We start from the raw sequence: 14,097 nt of genomic DNA, 5'->3' as shown, positions 1-14,097 counted from the left end.
AAGCCGCTATTCAGCTAGTTGCGACCCGTTTCTTGGTGCAATCGGGTTGTAATTTTACGACTAGCGTCTATCGTGAACAGATTCGTTTCGACCGCCAGTTCCCAGCAGGGTCATGGATCAATTTGTCGTACTTACCGTCTATTGCGGCCTGATCGTCGCGGCATCGATGCTGGGGGGCGCGCTTCCCACGATGATGCGGCTGACGCATACGCGCATGCAAGTGATGATGAGCGGCGTGGGCGGTCTGATGCTGGGGGTCGGCGTGCTCCATCTGTTGCCGCATGGCGTCGCCGAGAGCGGCTCGATCGACCTGGCCGTCGGCGGGATGTTCGCCGGCATTCTGACGATGTTCTTTCTGATGCGGGTCTTTCACGCCCATCAGCATGCCCCGGTCGAGCAGGACTATCCCGAGTTCGCCGCTGAAGAGCATGACCATGATCATGATCACCAACATGCCCATGGGCATTGCGATCACGACCATGGCGACCCTAACCCAAACTCGGTGTGGCGGTGGCTGGGAATTTTTTTGGGATTGTCGCTACACACGTTGATTGACGGGGTCGCGTTGGCCGCGGCCGTGGAAGCGGCCGCCCATGTGGAGAGCGGGTTGGGGCGACTCGCCATTGGCGTCTTTTTGGGAATCGTCCTGCACAAGCCGCTCGACGCGCTGTCGATCACCTTTGTGATGCGGGCCGGCAGCTGGTCCGCAACGACGATGAACCTGATCAACTTCGGCTATGCGTTGATGTGCCCGATCGGCATGGTGCTCTTTTATTTTGCGCTGGGTACTCTCGATGTGTCGTGGCGGCACGCGGTGATTGGCGGAGCGCTGGGCTACGCGGCTGGCGTTTTCATCTGCATCTCGCTGGCCGACATCTTGCCGGAGATCCAGTTCCACTCGCATGATAAGTGGAAGCTGTCGAGCGCCTTGCTGTTTGGCGCACTATTGGCCGTCGCGATCGGTTGGCTGGAGCCGCCCCACACGCAGCGGCATCAAACCAGTCCAGCTCGCGCCCAAGTAGCTCCGCTCGCGTTGCCGGCGGAAAGACCGGCGAGCGAGCGATAAGCGCAACCAGCCAGAACGATACAGATGGAGGAAAACCGCTCTAGTCGAACTGTCGACCATATTGCAGCAGGCGGACCAGCGAGTGGAGTTGGCCGCCGCCGCCGACCAGGTTCACTTCCGAGATAGGCCGATCGGAGTTGCTGTTGGTGTAGTTGCTGATGGAGACCGACGCTTCTTTGGTCAGGTTCTTAAAGACCGTATCCATCACCTCGTACATCTTGCTGACTTCGGTCGCCGTGTCAGGCTGCCGTTTCAGTTCTTCGGCCTTGGTAAACGTCAGGCTCATCTGGCGAACCAGGATGCGGGTAAACGAATCTCCCCCGACTTCGAGCGAGCGGAACCAGAGACTGTTCAAGCCGCTGACGACCAATGTGCTGGCGTCCGAACCGACGTCGAGTATACCGACCGTCTGATCGGTCTCCCGCATGCTCATCTCCTTTTCGGCGTCGGAATAGACGTCGAAGTGGAAATAGTTGTGCAGGGCGATTGGGTCAGCTTGGACGATATGCGGCGTGATGCCGAGTCGTTTCAGAAAGGCGAGCCGTTCCTGCAGTTGCAGCAAACGGGTCGCAATGAAGGCGACTTCACGGCTCGGCTCTTCCGGCACGTCTTCGTCCTTGGGAGGGGCGTCCCAGACGTGGTAGCCGGTCGAAAGCTCTTCGAGCGGAAAGGGGATCTGGTTGCGAGCTTCGTAGTGGATCGTCTTCTCGAGCTTTTTGGGATCGACCGGGGGAAGCTTCAAAAAGCGGCCGATCAATTCCGAGGCGGGTTGGCCGAGCGCGACGATTGCGTCTTTAAAGCCTCCTTCGCCAAGATGGGCGAGCAGCTTTTCGACCGACTCCTGCACCAGGCCGCGGCGATCGGCGTCGTCCGCACGCGAAAGGGGACGCTTGTGATCGCAGTGGAAGCAATCCTCGGTGACGACAACGACCTTCGCCTTTTCCTTTTCGCCAATCTTCTTCTTGGTGAGCAAGACCGCCTTGAGGCCGGAGTTGCTGAGATCGATGCCCCAGGCGCGATCGCCGGCGATCTTTTTGCCGCCGACCGCCAGCTTGCCGAGCATGCCCGCTTTGGCAGGGGCGAGATTGAAATCAATCTGCGTGACGCCGAGCCCTTGCAAGGCCAGGCCGATCGCCACAAAAAACGATGCGCGGTTCTCTTGGAAGTGGCTGTTGTCGTCTAGTTTCTCTGACTTGATCTGACGCAAGCCAGCGTGCAGCGCGACGGGGGAGCCGAGCGTGGTTCGTTTGGGAGGCTCGGCCCAGTTCAAATCGCGTTCCATCTTCCGCAGCGAACGGTTCTCGAACTTCTGCGACATCTTGTGCAGCGATTCGATCGCATGACGATCGCGCGGCATCAGCTTGACCAGTCGGCTCGCCAGACCGATCAGCGGGCGATCGACCTGCGTCGACCGCTTGATGTCGTTCGCGATCCAGGCGAGTTCCGCCACCTGATCGAAATACTTGTGGAAGTTCTCGCTGCGTACCCCTTCAGGAACCTCGGTCAAGACTTCGTACGCCCGTTCGTAGCGATACTCCGAAACGTATTCCTTCGCCTTGGCGAGCAGCTTGTCCCGTTTCGAGACGTCGGCCTGTTGCTGATGTTTCTTCAACCGTTCGGCCAACCGCTGCGCGGAAACGTCATGCGGTTTCAGCTCGAGCAGGCGTTCCACTTTCGGCAACAACCGCGAGGTGCGCTTTTCGGCGACGGCCAGCTTGATCTCTTTCGACAGCCGCTTGATTTCGCGACGAACGTTGTTGGCCTTGTCGTGGATCTTGGTAAGCTCATCATGCCACAAGAGCTGCGGGATTTGGCGAACAAGAGCGACCGCTTTTTCGGCCTGATTGTTGGCGTATAGTTCGTTCGCTTCTTCGGCGACGGTCAGCGCCCGGGCGAGCAGCGCTTCTTTTTCCTGAATGATTTGTTCGATCCGTAGGGCGGCTCGCTGAGCGAACTTCATTTCCCCTTCGTGGGTCGGCCGGGTCATTTCGCGGAGCATGGCGCAGGCCGCGTCATGTTTGCCTTCGGCCACCAACTGCTCGGCCTCTTCAAATTTCTTTTCCAGATGGCTTTGCTGCTTCTGGGCGGTCTCGGCCAAATTCACGCCGCAGCCGCCGCAGAACTTCTCATGAACCGTGTTCATGCAGCCGCACTTGGCGCAGGCGATGTAGAGCGCGTTGCCGCAGTCGCCGCAGAATTTCCGGTTGGGAGGGTTCAGCGTCGTGCAGGTCGGGCAAAGAATCTTGTCGCCAATCGCCTCCGGCGTCAGCGGCGGGGCGTGACCTGCATGGGCGTGACCATTTCCGTTGGCATGGGAAGAAACGGAAACCGCCGAGTTGCGTTTCAACTCGATGTCGTAGGCTTCCTTCTTCTGCCGATCGGTCAACGTTTCGATCGCGTCTTCCACTTCGTTGTAGACCTGACGCCAAAGCGGCGGATCAATCTTGCCAAAGAACTGCTGCAGGTTCTTTCGCGTGCGGTCGCCGCAAATCTGAATATAGGCGGTATCGTCTTCGTAAAGATCGAGTCTTAAGATTTGATAGGCGTTAAGTGGGCGATGCTCTTCGTCGATCCGTAGAATGACTTTGTAGGGATCGACTTTTTTTTGAGTCGTATTCATGAACTGGCTGGATAAAAGTCGACATTAGCAGCAAACAAGTCGGCAGGACTTATTCGCTCATCACTGAAAAATCCAAACGAAACTTCATCGTATCAATGCGTGGATGATTTGTCTTAATTTTGATCCATCCATAGTTGGGAGCAAGGAAATCTCCCTCCGGGGAGTCGGGCGGAACTGTAATGGTTAGCGTATAAATCCCCTTTTCCCTTCCTTGTTGCGAGTGCGGCTCCAGCGTTGCGGTGACGAACGCCGGGTGAGCTTCGACTTCTAGAACTTCGACGTTCTTCCGCTTATTGCGGACATGGAAGGACATCGGCAACACCTTGCCATCCTCCTGCTGAAATTTGCCGAGTTCGATGACGCCGTGAATATCGATCGCGTCGGAGATGATCCGGAAAGGGCCGACGACCTTGCCCGACACGTTGATGTAATCGCGTTCCTCTTTCCGTTTCGATGTTTCGTTCTCGGGAGCGGTCGCGTAGATTTCAAACGGGAGCGAAAACCCTCCCTTAGGCATCTTGTCGGAAACCTCGAACGTGACGCGCCGCGCGGCGGTCGCTCGTTCGATCCCCAGCGACTTGACGTCGACCGGCTCGACTCCAACGACCGAAACGAGGGCGTCGGGGTAATCGCTGGAGACTTCCAATTTGTCGAAGTCGCTCCAAATCATCGAGTAGATGATGACGTCATGCCGCTCGGAGTTGCCAAGCGGAATCGACGAAATGATGAGCTTTTCAGGATAGGCGGCGACATACGAGGCGATAACCCCTTCGACGACCAGGTCAAACTGCGGACGATCAGGATCGTTCGTCAAGATCGAGGCCGATTGGCGGAACGGTCCTGACTTAAACTTGATCTCCCAGTCCAACTTAATCTCGGTCGATCCGCCAGGCGGGATCGCTTCATCCGACTCGCGATTGGCGATGGTGCAACTGCAACTGGAAGAGCCGATCGTTAGTTGCAGTGGGGCGTCTCCTTCATTCTTGATAACGAAGACGTGCGATGATTCTTCGAAACGCTCCATCGCGCCAAAATTGAACGTGTCCTGTTCGATCGAAACCTTCGGTTGCGGTTGCGGCGGGGCGGGGGAAGCGGGCGACTTGGTCGCCTGCGCGTCTTCTTTCGGGGAAGGGGAATCGGTAGGGGATTGGGGAACGCTGCTGGTCAACGAAACTGGCGTCGTTTGCTGAGCCTCTCCCATGTAGAACCAGCAGACGAGGCCAAGAATGAGAGCAACCGAGGCGAGCAAGGGGAGCTTATTCATACGGAAGGTCAAACGCCAAAAAAAGGAAAAACCTTGGGGGCGAAACGGTCGCCCCCAAGGCCGAAATCGGGAATTGAGCCGGTATCAACAAAGGTCAAGCTTACTCGAACTTACCCTTGCTGATGGCTTGGCTGTCGATCGAGGGGCCGTTGTAGCAGCTGCCCGGATCGAATTCGACCGTGCTGGTCGTGAAACCGATGGTCGACTTACGTTCGTCCACGCTCTTGGTGACGGCCATGGTGTCGACCGGGAAGCCCGGGTTCAGGAAGCCATCGACATCCAGGTCGTTCACTTCGATGACCGAAGCGTCCGCCATCAGGATGTTGCAGCTCGGCTTACCACCACCAGCGTGCCACGCGAACCAGTCGCGAGTGTCCTGCAACCACATAAGGCTGTCGCTACCACCCATCGTCGTGTTACTGACGTCCGCCGAGGCGGTGTCCAGGTTCGGGACAAAGTCATTGGCGAAGATCGGCAACGAGGTCGAGGGGTCGGTGTCGGTGAAGAGGTTCAGGAGACCCGTTTCTTTTTCGATCAAACGAATGCGACCGTTCGTAGTATCGAAGTAGGCCGGACCGTCATTGAACGACTCAGCCAAACGGGCGCCGGTGACGAGGCCAAGGTCGCTATCGACGTCCGACTTCATGATCGCTTCGTTCGAGTCGCCCGGGGCGGCGTCGCCCAGCAGCGGAATGGCCGAAGACGGAATCGGCGAGGCTTCAACGACGCGAAGGGTCAGACCTTGGTAGGCGCCAGCTTTGTCGCCGAAGGTGGTCTTGGCACTGGAGGCATCGGCATCGAAAGCGATAACGCCGTCGTTGTTCGTGACGCGGAGGCGTTCACGAGCAGCGAACCAGCTCTGCGCGTAGTTGGTGTTGACGCCAGCCTTGATGAACTCTTCCAGCACGTACTGCTGAATCGTACGGCCACGAGAGGTCGGATCGGCGTAGGGGTGAGCGACAACCTGGTACGGGACCGCGCCGGTGAAGGCCGAGCAGGCGCCCGAGAAGAAAGTCGTGTTACCTTGGGTGACATCCGAGGTGATATTGCTGGACTTACCATCACCGAGGAGGTCGTTCAGCTTTTCCAGAGCGCGAAGCGGGCTGGTGGGACACATCTGGTCAGCCGGCGAACCGCTGCCCGAGTTGACGACGTCAGCGACCCAACCGGTGGTGTCCGGGCAACCGTCACGGCCCCAGTCGTAGGCGCCGCTAACCAGCTTCTTGGTGCGACCACGGTCGGCCTGAGCGCTGAAAGCGATACCGAATTGACGCAGGTTGTTCTTGCACTGGGCGTTGCGAGCCGCTTCGCGAGCACGCGACAGGGCCGGCAGCAGCAGGGCAGCCAGAATACCGATGATCGCGACGACCACCAGCAGTTCGATCAACGTGAAACCACGTTTCTTCATTGCAAATCTCCAGGGTTCTTGCAAAAATTGCTGTAACTAAAGTGTTGTTAGACGCTTTGGGGGGCTGACGCGTTTCTCTCCAGGGGACGCGTCGGCCTTTTTTTACATGTGCTGTGATGACTCTGGGAAAGTCGCCCGATATCAGACTTTCCCTTCTCCGGCTCAAATCTCCTTTCTAAAGCTGAGTCCATTATCCAGAGGCGTGATCAAGGTTTGATGAACGCCGTAATCGAATCTCGTTAATGTCGCCGCTGCCTAGAAAATCCGGCGTTCTAACGGAATGTATTGGGGTTTAAGTCCCAGCGGCTGTAGATCAACGTGCTGTCGACCTCAACCTCGTTGCTGTTGAATTGAATGTCCGAGCCGGCGTTGGCGGGGAACCCGTTGTTGAGCATCGAGTCGCCGCTCGGATCGTAGTAGGAAGTGACGCTGCCGTCCGCCATCAGAACGTTGGCGTAGCTGCTGTGGACCGCGCCGAATTGGCGATAGTCTTGGATCGTGTTGTTGTTGAAGGCGCCCCACCAGGCCGACTTCGGGCCGCCGCTGACCATGGCCGGCGTCGCCAACACGGCGGGGCTGGCAAGTGCCCCAGCGGCTGTGCCGGCGGTGCTGTAAATGCGAGGACCGCCGGTCATCGCCTGAACGAGCAACGGGTTACCGCCGTCGCTTTCCAGCGGATAGTCGAGCAGCCCGGCGCCCAGGCCGTCGCCAACAAACGGAACCAGGTTCGCCGCCGCGACGCCAGAGTCGATTCGGCTTTGCGTTAGCGGCCCTTTGCCGGCGCCTTTCTGATAGATGCCAGAGCCGCAAGTCGTCTTCAGGTTGCCGTCCGGTTCGACCGACATCGAAGAGCGAACGAGAAACCAACTGGCGGTGAAGTTCGTGTTGTAGAACTTGTTGTAGATCTCTTCGCGAACGAAGGCTTGGCGATCTGAAACCGTTCCCTGCAACATCGCCTTGCAAGGATTGACCTGCACCGAACCGTCCGGCAGGGTTTTGTCGGACGAGCCGCAGAAGTTGCTGCAGCCCGGCGTGCCGGTCGTACAGCTTGAAGCGCCAAAGTCAGCGTAGGTCAGATCGGGAAGATCGTCGTACGTTTGCGAAGCGGTTGCCGGGTTGCTGGGGCAGAGCATCGTGCCGACCGGGATGTTGCGATTAACCAGGTCCGCGACCCAGCCCACATCGGTGACCGAGCCATCGCGCTGCCAGTTGAAGGCCCCAGAGCAAAACTCGCCACTCTTGCGCTGAGACGAATAGGCCTGCAGGCCGACGCCAAACTGACGCAAGTTGTTCTTGCACTCAGCGCTGCGGGCCGCACTGCGGGCAGCTCCCACGGCCGGCAAGATCAGCCCAGCCAGGATGCCAATAATCGCGATGACGACCAGCAGTTCCACCAGCGTGAAGCCAGGGCGAGGGAAATGAAATCGCATGCAATTCTCGGGGGTTTGCGCGGTTTAGAGTTGCAGCAGACCTACCAGCCGTGCGGCTAGTCGGGTTATGAAAGCCGCATTGTCACCCGAAAAAATGAAGAAAAGATTTAGCGCCGATGTTCTTGTTGAGAAGAAGGGCGCACATAATCTCCGCGGGAAGGCGAAGAAAAGCTTCATCCTCGGTAAGATGGAGAGAATACTCGGGAAATCGGAGAGATTCGAAACGCCGATGCCGCTCCGAATTGATTGGTTATCGAGAAAACCAAGCAATCCGGAGCGGACCGAGCAAGAACCCAGGCAAACATCTAACGGTCTTTAGCTGTCAGCACACACCGCCGGGTGTCATCATGTCCGGCGGTACTCGAATTACGTGGAAAGAATGGCGATGGTTCGCTCGATCGGAAAAATTCTGGAGAATTCTTGGAGTGGACCCGTCGTGACGGTTTGCGGAAGGTGGAAATCAGCGCCGGCGGTCGTTCTGCTGCTGGTCGCATCCGCGTCGGGTCAGCAGCCGCAAGTCCTAGAAAACCAGGGCAACACCGCGATCTCTGGGTTCTCAGCGACGCGGGAAGTCGACTGGCCGGCTGGCCAAGACGACGCGGTTCGCTCGGGACGCCAAGGGAACGTCGATTTTCAGTTTGTACCGAACCGCGAGAACCACCAGCGGGGGCGATACTTTCTGCGGCTCGCAAAGAAGATCCCCTCGGGCGGGGAGGTGACGGTTTTGGCTGACCCGCAGAAGACGCTGCCGGACGCCGTCGTCGTCGAGCGGCGGCTGGATCAACTGGTGGTGCAGATCGGCGGGAAGGAACTGCTTCGCTACCATCTGGGGCTATTGCCGTCTCCTGACGCCAGCCAGCCGGAATATGGACGGAGCGGCTTCCTGCATCCGGTTCGTACGCCGCTGGGCAAGATCGTGACCGACGACTTTCCGCCGGACCATATGCATCAGCATGGCGCGATGTTCGCCTGGACAGACACGACCTTCGCCGGGCGGAAGGTCGATTTCTGGAACAGCTTCAAGAAGCAGGGGCGGGTCGAGCATCGCCGGCTGTTGCGAACCTTCTCAGGACCGATTGTCGGCGGATTCGACGTCGAACTGGCGCATGTCGACCTGACGAGCGGAAAGCCGATCGATGTTCTCTACGAGACCTGGTCGGTGCGGGCCTATGCGTCGGCCGACCCGTTTCTGCTAGAGATCGAGTCGGTTCAGCAGGCGGCCGGAGAAGAGCCGCTGAAAATTCGCCAGTATCATTATGGCGGCATGGCCTTCCGCGGTAGCCGAAAGTGGTACCAAACGCCGCAGGCCGGATTTCTGACCAGCGAAGGGAAGGATCGTCTGGCAGGCAATCATTCGCGTCCGCGCTGGGTCGAGATGTTTGGGCCGGCCGAGAAGACGCCGCTGGCTGGAATCACGGTCATGGACAGTCCTGAAAACTTTCGCTTTCCACAGCCGGTTCGGCTGCATCCCGATAAACCGTACTTCAGCTTCAGCCCGCAGGTCGAAGGGGGGTTTGAGATTGATTCGAAGTCGACCTATCGTTCGCGCTATCTGGCGGTCCCGCACGATGGCCCGGTCGACCGGCAGAAGGTTGAAGCGATCTGGCGAAGCTTCGCCAATCCGCTGACGCTCAAAGAAACGCCGTAGTTGTGCGAATAGGATCTTGCGATGAGTGACGTGGCGACGCTGCTGCAGGTGCAAATCGGTCTGCCCCAGGAATATGGCAGCGCAGATGCCGAAGATCCGATGGACCGCGCGTGGACAACCGGTTTTTTCAAGCAGCCGACGCGCGAGCCAGTCGAAGTCGACTGGGAAGGAATCGTGGGAGATGGCGTTGCCGACCTGGTCAATCATGGCGGTCGCGACAAGGCGATCTTGATGTACGCTTCGGCGCACTATCCGGTGTGGCGAGAAGAACTTGGCGGCAAGGTCAATACGGCCAAGTTTGGCGACGGCGCGTTTGGCGAGAACCTGTCGGTCTCCCACCTGCAGGAAGCGTCGGTTTGTCTCGGCGACGTTTACCAGGTCGGTACCGCGGTGTTGCAAGTGTCGCAGCCCCGTCAGCCTTGCTGGAAGCTGGGCCGCCGATGGAGACTGAAAGAGTTGACCGCGCTGGCGGTAAAGACAGGGCGGATGGGATGGTACGTTCGCGTCCTGCAGCAGGGAACGCTGCAGGTGGGCGATGCTCTGCAATTGATCGAGCGTCCGGCGCACGACTGGACGATCGCGCGGCTGAATCAGCTCTTCTATCACGATCGAAAGAATCTGGCCGATGCCGCAGTTCTGGCGGAGAGCCCCTTGCTTGCCGAGGCTTGGCGAGGCGAATTTCGCAAGCGGGTCGACAAAGGATCTTAGCCGCCGGTTGAAAAATGCCCTCGTGGCATTTTTCAACCTCGCCAGGCTCAGAGCATAGCGCTTCGCGGCTCCCAAAATAACGACTTACGTCGTTATTTTGGGATCGCATCCGTGCGATCACGCAGTCCGTCGAGAAAATCGACGGACTGTTAGCCGCGTTCGTGCTAGTAGAGTCGATTGCCGCTGGGTACTGCGGTATCCGGAACAATCAGGACCACGTTCCCGTTGGCGTCATTGAGCCCGAGCGTCAACACTTCTGAGCGATGATTGCCGATCTGTCGCGGCGCTAAGTTGACGACCGCCAAGATTTGGCGATCGACCAGAGTTTCGAATCCGTAGTTCGGCGCCAGGCGAGCGAGCGATTTCTTGACGCCTAGTTCTTCGCCGAAGTCGATCTGCAAGATATGCGTCGAGCTTTTCCCTTCCGGAAAAGGGGCAGCCGACACGATGCGCCCGACCCGGATATCGATCTTGGTCAGGTCGGCGAAAGCGATGGTGGGAGAGTTGCTCATCCGGTTACCAAATCGACAAGTGCCGCTAGGCGGCGCGGCGAGCCGCCGACGGTCCGTCAAAATAGCGGACCTTCATGTCGTGACGCTGGTTGAGTCCGTTGGCGCAACGCGTTGGTCGATTGGCCCGCATCAGTTTCTCGTTGTCGGTGCCGCTCGCTTTGGCGACGTACGAGGGATCGCGGGCATGCCACATGTGATGCGTGCGCGTCCAACGCATGCTGGAGCGAAAACGAACGCCTGCTTGATACAAACGTCGCTGCAGGTCGCTGTCTTCCAGCCCCCAACCGACGAAGTCTTGATCGTAGCCGTTGATCGTTTCATAGTCGCTGCGCCAGAGAGCGATGTTGCCCCCTTTCATGCGCGGGCGATCGGGCAGTCCCAGGCGGCTATAGATCGAAGCCCGCAGCGCCTTCCAGCGCATTCGTCGTTCTTCTTCTTCAGTCGCCCAAGCGCGGAAATCGCCTTGGCGGATTTCGTCGACGCCAATCGATTCCGAAACTTGCTGATTCATCCAGATCGAATCGCCGACCATCGCGATTTGGCGACGACGGTTGTGGAGGTGTTTGGCGACAAAGTCGTTGGGGCAAATTAGATCGCCGTCCAGAAAGATGATGTACGGCGCTCGGCTGGCGGCGACCCCTTCGTTGCGGCACTTGGCCAGCTGAAATCCATTGTGCGGGTGCGTGGTAAATGCGACCGAAAAATCGACGCTCTGGGCGAAGCGCGCCACAACCTCTTCGGATTGATCGTGCGAACCATCGTCGGTCACGATGACCTCAAAGAGATCGGCGCCACAGCGCTGCATCGCCAGCGACTCAAGCGAGCGGCGAAGGTGCTGTGGACGCTGATACGTCGAAATAATAACTGCGATTTCAGGAAACGGCATGAACTTGGTCGCGTGCTAGTGATTGCCCCAGCGCAAAGTCGAACAGGCAAGTGATACGAAAAACGGACGAATTGAGTCAAGATCAACACCGACTTAATGCGGTTTACGCTCCTCTTTTCCCTGCGATTGGGTGAGATTCGCCAGCCTTAATCCAACGAGTTTGGCCATCGTTACGGCGATATACAATTGTCCGGTCACGCTTTCGCTCCAGGTGAGCGTTCTGGCGAGACTGGAAACGGGAACTACGTCTCCCAGGCCGAGCGTCGTTAAGGTGGTAAAGCTGAAATAAATCAACGTGGCGGTGCGGCGTCCCGGAAGCTGATCGCTCTCGACGGGAAAGTCGATCGCCGCCGGATCGAGCATGACGACGATCAGATAAGCGAGCGCCCAAATCAAACCCAGCAACAAGTAAACGCTGACTCCCCCGAGTATCTGGTCGGTGGTGACTCGGTGAGCGCGAAAGACGTCTCTGCCGATCAAGAAGACCACATACGAAAGGAAGCCGATCATCAGTACATCGCGTACGACGAACAGGCCAACGTTCGATTCGCGGGAACCGAACTCATCCAGGCAACGAATTACCCAGATCATGCTGAACGTCGGCACGGCGGTCATCACGACCAGCACAAATCGGCGATGGCGAATTAGCACGTCGTAGGTCGACGCCAGGATCACGATCGATAGCAGCAAGTCCGAGATCCAGCCGCTGCCGGTTGAATCGGGACGCAGCGTTTCGCCTCCCATCAACAAAACCAGGGCGACCAGCGTGACGGCATGGCGATGCTGGATCATCCATTGTCGCCAAGTCTCGGGCGTCTGCCATGGTTCCGCTGTGGGCATAGGGAAGCGAGGGGATTTTTGGTTATCGGCGAATCGTCACTTTCGAGCCGACTGACAAGATGCCGAACAGATCTTCCGCATCACGTGGACTCAACTGTATCGAGCCGCTGGGTCCGCTCGACTGACCATGCAGTGCGACGCCGCCGTCGAGATAGACGGCGTTTTCGCCAAAGCTGCCGCCGGCCTGAGCGTTGTATCGATCGGACGGATCTTCTTTGCGGATGACCTGATGTTCGCCCGGCTGAACCGTAGCCGGATCGAGAACCGTCACCGGAAACCGGCCGGCGAAGCAGCCTTCGACCGACAGGGTCAGTTCGCGACTGGCCAGGCTAATGTTGGCGTTGAAAGGACCTTGCATCACTTTCAGGCGTTCGCCGGCCGCAATCAGTTCGGGGTTAGAGATGCCGTTGATCCGCTGCAACAAGATTGCTGGGACCTGATATTTGGCGGCGATTTCCTGCAGCGTTTCGCCGCGCTGAACGACATACGGTTCGGCCAGCAGATGGTCGGTCGAGTAGACGACGCTGCCGGCAAGTTGGCTGATGAGCAGGTTCAGCTTTTCGGTTTGTTCGGTGGTCAGTTCGGCGCGACCTCGCCAGGGGGTCAATGTCCGCAGCGCTTCGACCCACTGGTCTTGCGCCAGTTGCGTTTGCGCCATGTTCCAGTCGGATTCAAAGTTGGGCCGCATATTGGCCGAAGCGGGTTGCGCTTCCATGCCGCCATAGGCCGCGGCGTTTCGGTAGCCGGTGCTGTCGCTGGCGACCGCGTTGTACGAAGACTCGCCATACTTCGAGCCGCCGCCGTCATAGGGGGAAGCGCTGTAAGACGACATGCTCGCAGGTTGCGTCGGAGCCGTCGAATTGGCCATGCCGGACTGTCCAACCGGTTCGGCTTCGATCAACGGGGTTTGCCGCTTGGGTTCGTGCTGATGATCGGGAATCGCATCAAACGTGGGTGCGGCCGACATCGAGTGTGCCGAAGGGGGCGATCCTGCCGAGGGAGTTCCCAGCGGGGGCGCCGATTCTTGCGAACCGAGCGAAGCTCCGGCGGTGGCCGAGAAGGAAGGAGCCAGCGAACCGCCAGGTGAAGAAGAGCCAGGGAACGAAGGCGCCACGTCGCCGCCGGTCAGGCCTTCGATTTCCAGCTTCGGCGCGGTTTCTTCCGGCTGGTTAAGATGGTGGTAGACGCCGTAAGCGACCGCCATCAAGACGATCACCATGCATGCGGTTTTGATGGTTTCCACGTTTTCGTCCTCCCTGACGAAATCGCACTCTCTGATTTCTGAAAAACGACTCAAGCAGGCGACGCCTTGTCGCCGACCAAAGATAGTGAGGTATTATCGTGAGCCGCTGGGACGAAGATGATCCTGATGACGACGAATCCTTCGTCGATGACGAAGCCTGGACCGACGACGATTTGCCGAGCGACGATCCAGACGACTATCTTGATCACTGTCCCCAGTGCGGCGGCGAAGTCTATGAAGACGCCGACGTTTGTCCACACTGCGGCGAGTATCTGATCCACCGTAATTCGCCTTGGAGCGATCGGAGCTTCCTGTGGGTCGCTCTGGGATTGCTGGGCGTGATCGCGGTGATCCTCTCACTCTTCTTTGGGTTCTAGCCGACGCCGACTTTTTTGCCGAAATCGGGCTAGGGTCGCCCATCGTAGCCGATCGACGAAAAGTGGGCCAGAGCGATTCCGAGCGGTGCTAGCGG

The 14,097-nt window shown here is 58.4% G+C and carries 13 protein-coding genes; 5 read left to right on the top strand and 8 right to left on the bottom strand.

The features are described 5' to 3' along the window. Positions 1-112 precede the first annotated feature (112 nt). Complete coding sequence (locus tag Enr8_RS02665) at positions 113-1,066, top strand: ZIP family metal transporter (RefSeq protein ID WP_146429071.1); 954 nt, start codon at positions 113-115, stop codon at positions 1,064-1,066. 40 nt (positions 1,067-1,106) lie between these two features. Here the strand turns inward: Enr8_RS02665 and pilM are convergent, their stop codons facing one another. The 4 genes from pilM to Enr8_RS02645 all read right to left on the bottom strand — a co-directional run bounded on the left by pilM (position 1,107) and on the right by Enr8_RS02645 (position 7,788). Next, positions 1,107-3,686 carry a pilus assembly protein PilM gene (pilM, locus tag Enr8_RS02660; RefSeq protein WP_146429070.1) on the bottom strand — a complete coding sequence of 860 codons (2,580 nt, stop codon included), beginning with the start codon at positions 3,684-3,686 and terminating at the stop codon, positions 1,107-1,109. Positions 3,687-3,735: 49 nt separating this feature from the next. Next, entirely contained in the window at positions 3,736-4,950 is a 1,215-nt protein-coding gene (locus Enr8_RS02655) for a DUF1573 domain-containing protein (protein ID WP_146429069.1), read from the bottom strand. Positions 4,951-5,050: 100 nt separating this feature from the next. Then, positions 5,051-6,358: a type II secretion system protein gene (locus Enr8_RS02650; RefSeq protein WP_146429068.1), complete on the bottom strand. Its 1,308-nt coding sequence runs from the start codon at positions 6,356-6,358 to the stop codon at positions 5,051-5,053. Between the two features lie 272 nt (positions 6,359-6,630). Continuing rightward, positions 6,631-7,788: a DUF1559 family PulG-like putative transporter gene (locus Enr8_RS02645; RefSeq protein ID WP_146429067.1), complete on the bottom strand. Its 1,158-nt coding sequence runs from the start codon at positions 7,786-7,788 to the stop codon at positions 6,631-6,633. Between the two features lie 67 nt (positions 7,789-7,855). On the opposite strand from Enr8_RS02645, the gene Enr8_RS25695 reads away from it, so the two are divergent. From Enr8_RS25695 to Enr8_RS02635, 3 genes are all read left to right on the top strand, one after another. Next, positions 7,856-8,107: a hypothetical protein gene (locus tag Enr8_RS25695; protein WP_222434783.1), complete on the top strand. Its 252-nt coding sequence runs from the start codon at positions 7,856-7,858 to the stop codon at positions 8,105-8,107. Positions 8,108-8,224: 117 nt separating this feature from the next. Continuing rightward, positions 8,225-9,436 (top strand): DUF6807 domain-containing protein, encoded by a 1,212-nt coding sequence (locus Enr8_RS02640; protein ID WP_186767397.1) that lies wholly within the window; start codon positions 8,225-8,227, stop codon positions 9,434-9,436. Positions 9,437-9,457: 21 nt separating this feature from the next. Continuing rightward, a complete protein-coding gene (locus tag Enr8_RS02635; protein WP_146429065.1) occupies positions 9,458-10,144 on the top strand; it encodes an MOSC domain-containing protein in 687 nt (228 codons plus the stop codon). 164 nt (positions 10,145-10,308) lie between these two features. Here Enr8_RS02635 and Enr8_RS02630 read toward each other — a convergent pair whose 3' ends face one another. From Enr8_RS02630 to Enr8_RS02615, 4 genes are all read right to left on the bottom strand, one after another. Continuing rightward, positions 10,309-10,656: a tRNA-binding protein gene (locus tag Enr8_RS02630; protein WP_146429064.1), complete on the bottom strand. Its 348-nt coding sequence runs from the start codon at positions 10,654-10,656 to the stop codon at positions 10,309-10,311. Positions 10,657-10,681: 25 nt separating this feature from the next. Beyond that, positions 10,682-11,542 carry a glycosyltransferase gene (locus Enr8_RS02625; RefSeq protein ID WP_146429063.1) on the bottom strand — a complete coding sequence of 287 codons (861 nt, stop codon included), beginning with the start codon at positions 11,540-11,542 and terminating at the stop codon, positions 10,682-10,684. 93 nt (positions 11,543-11,635) lie between these two features. After that, positions 11,636-12,382: a potassium channel family protein gene (locus tag Enr8_RS02620; RefSeq protein WP_146429062.1), complete on the bottom strand. Its 747-nt coding sequence runs from the start codon at positions 12,380-12,382 to the stop codon at positions 11,636-11,638. 22 nt (positions 12,383-12,404) lie between these two features. Beyond that, positions 12,405-13,625: a LysM peptidoglycan-binding domain-containing protein gene (locus Enr8_RS02615; protein ID WP_146429061.1), complete on the bottom strand. Its 1,221-nt coding sequence runs from the start codon at positions 13,623-13,625 to the stop codon at positions 12,405-12,407. Positions 13,626-13,723: 98 nt separating this feature from the next. Here Enr8_RS02615 and Enr8_RS02610 point away from each other — a divergent pair, with 98 nt between their 5' ends. Further along, a complete protein-coding gene (locus tag Enr8_RS02610) occupies positions 13,724-14,002 on the top strand; it encodes a hypothetical protein (RefSeq protein WP_146429060.1) in 279 nt (92 codons plus the stop codon). Positions 14,003-14,097: the final 95 nt, after the last annotated feature.

Origin of the sequence: Blastopirellula retiformator, from assembly GCF_007859755.1 — a bacterium.
GTDB classification, from domain to species: domain Bacteria; phylum Planctomycetota; class Planctomycetia; order Pirellulales; family Pirellulaceae; genus Blastopirellula; species Blastopirellula retiformator.
The sequence above is the reverse complement of the archived record's forward strand: the minus strand, read 5'-3'. Positions and strand labels throughout refer to the sequence as shown.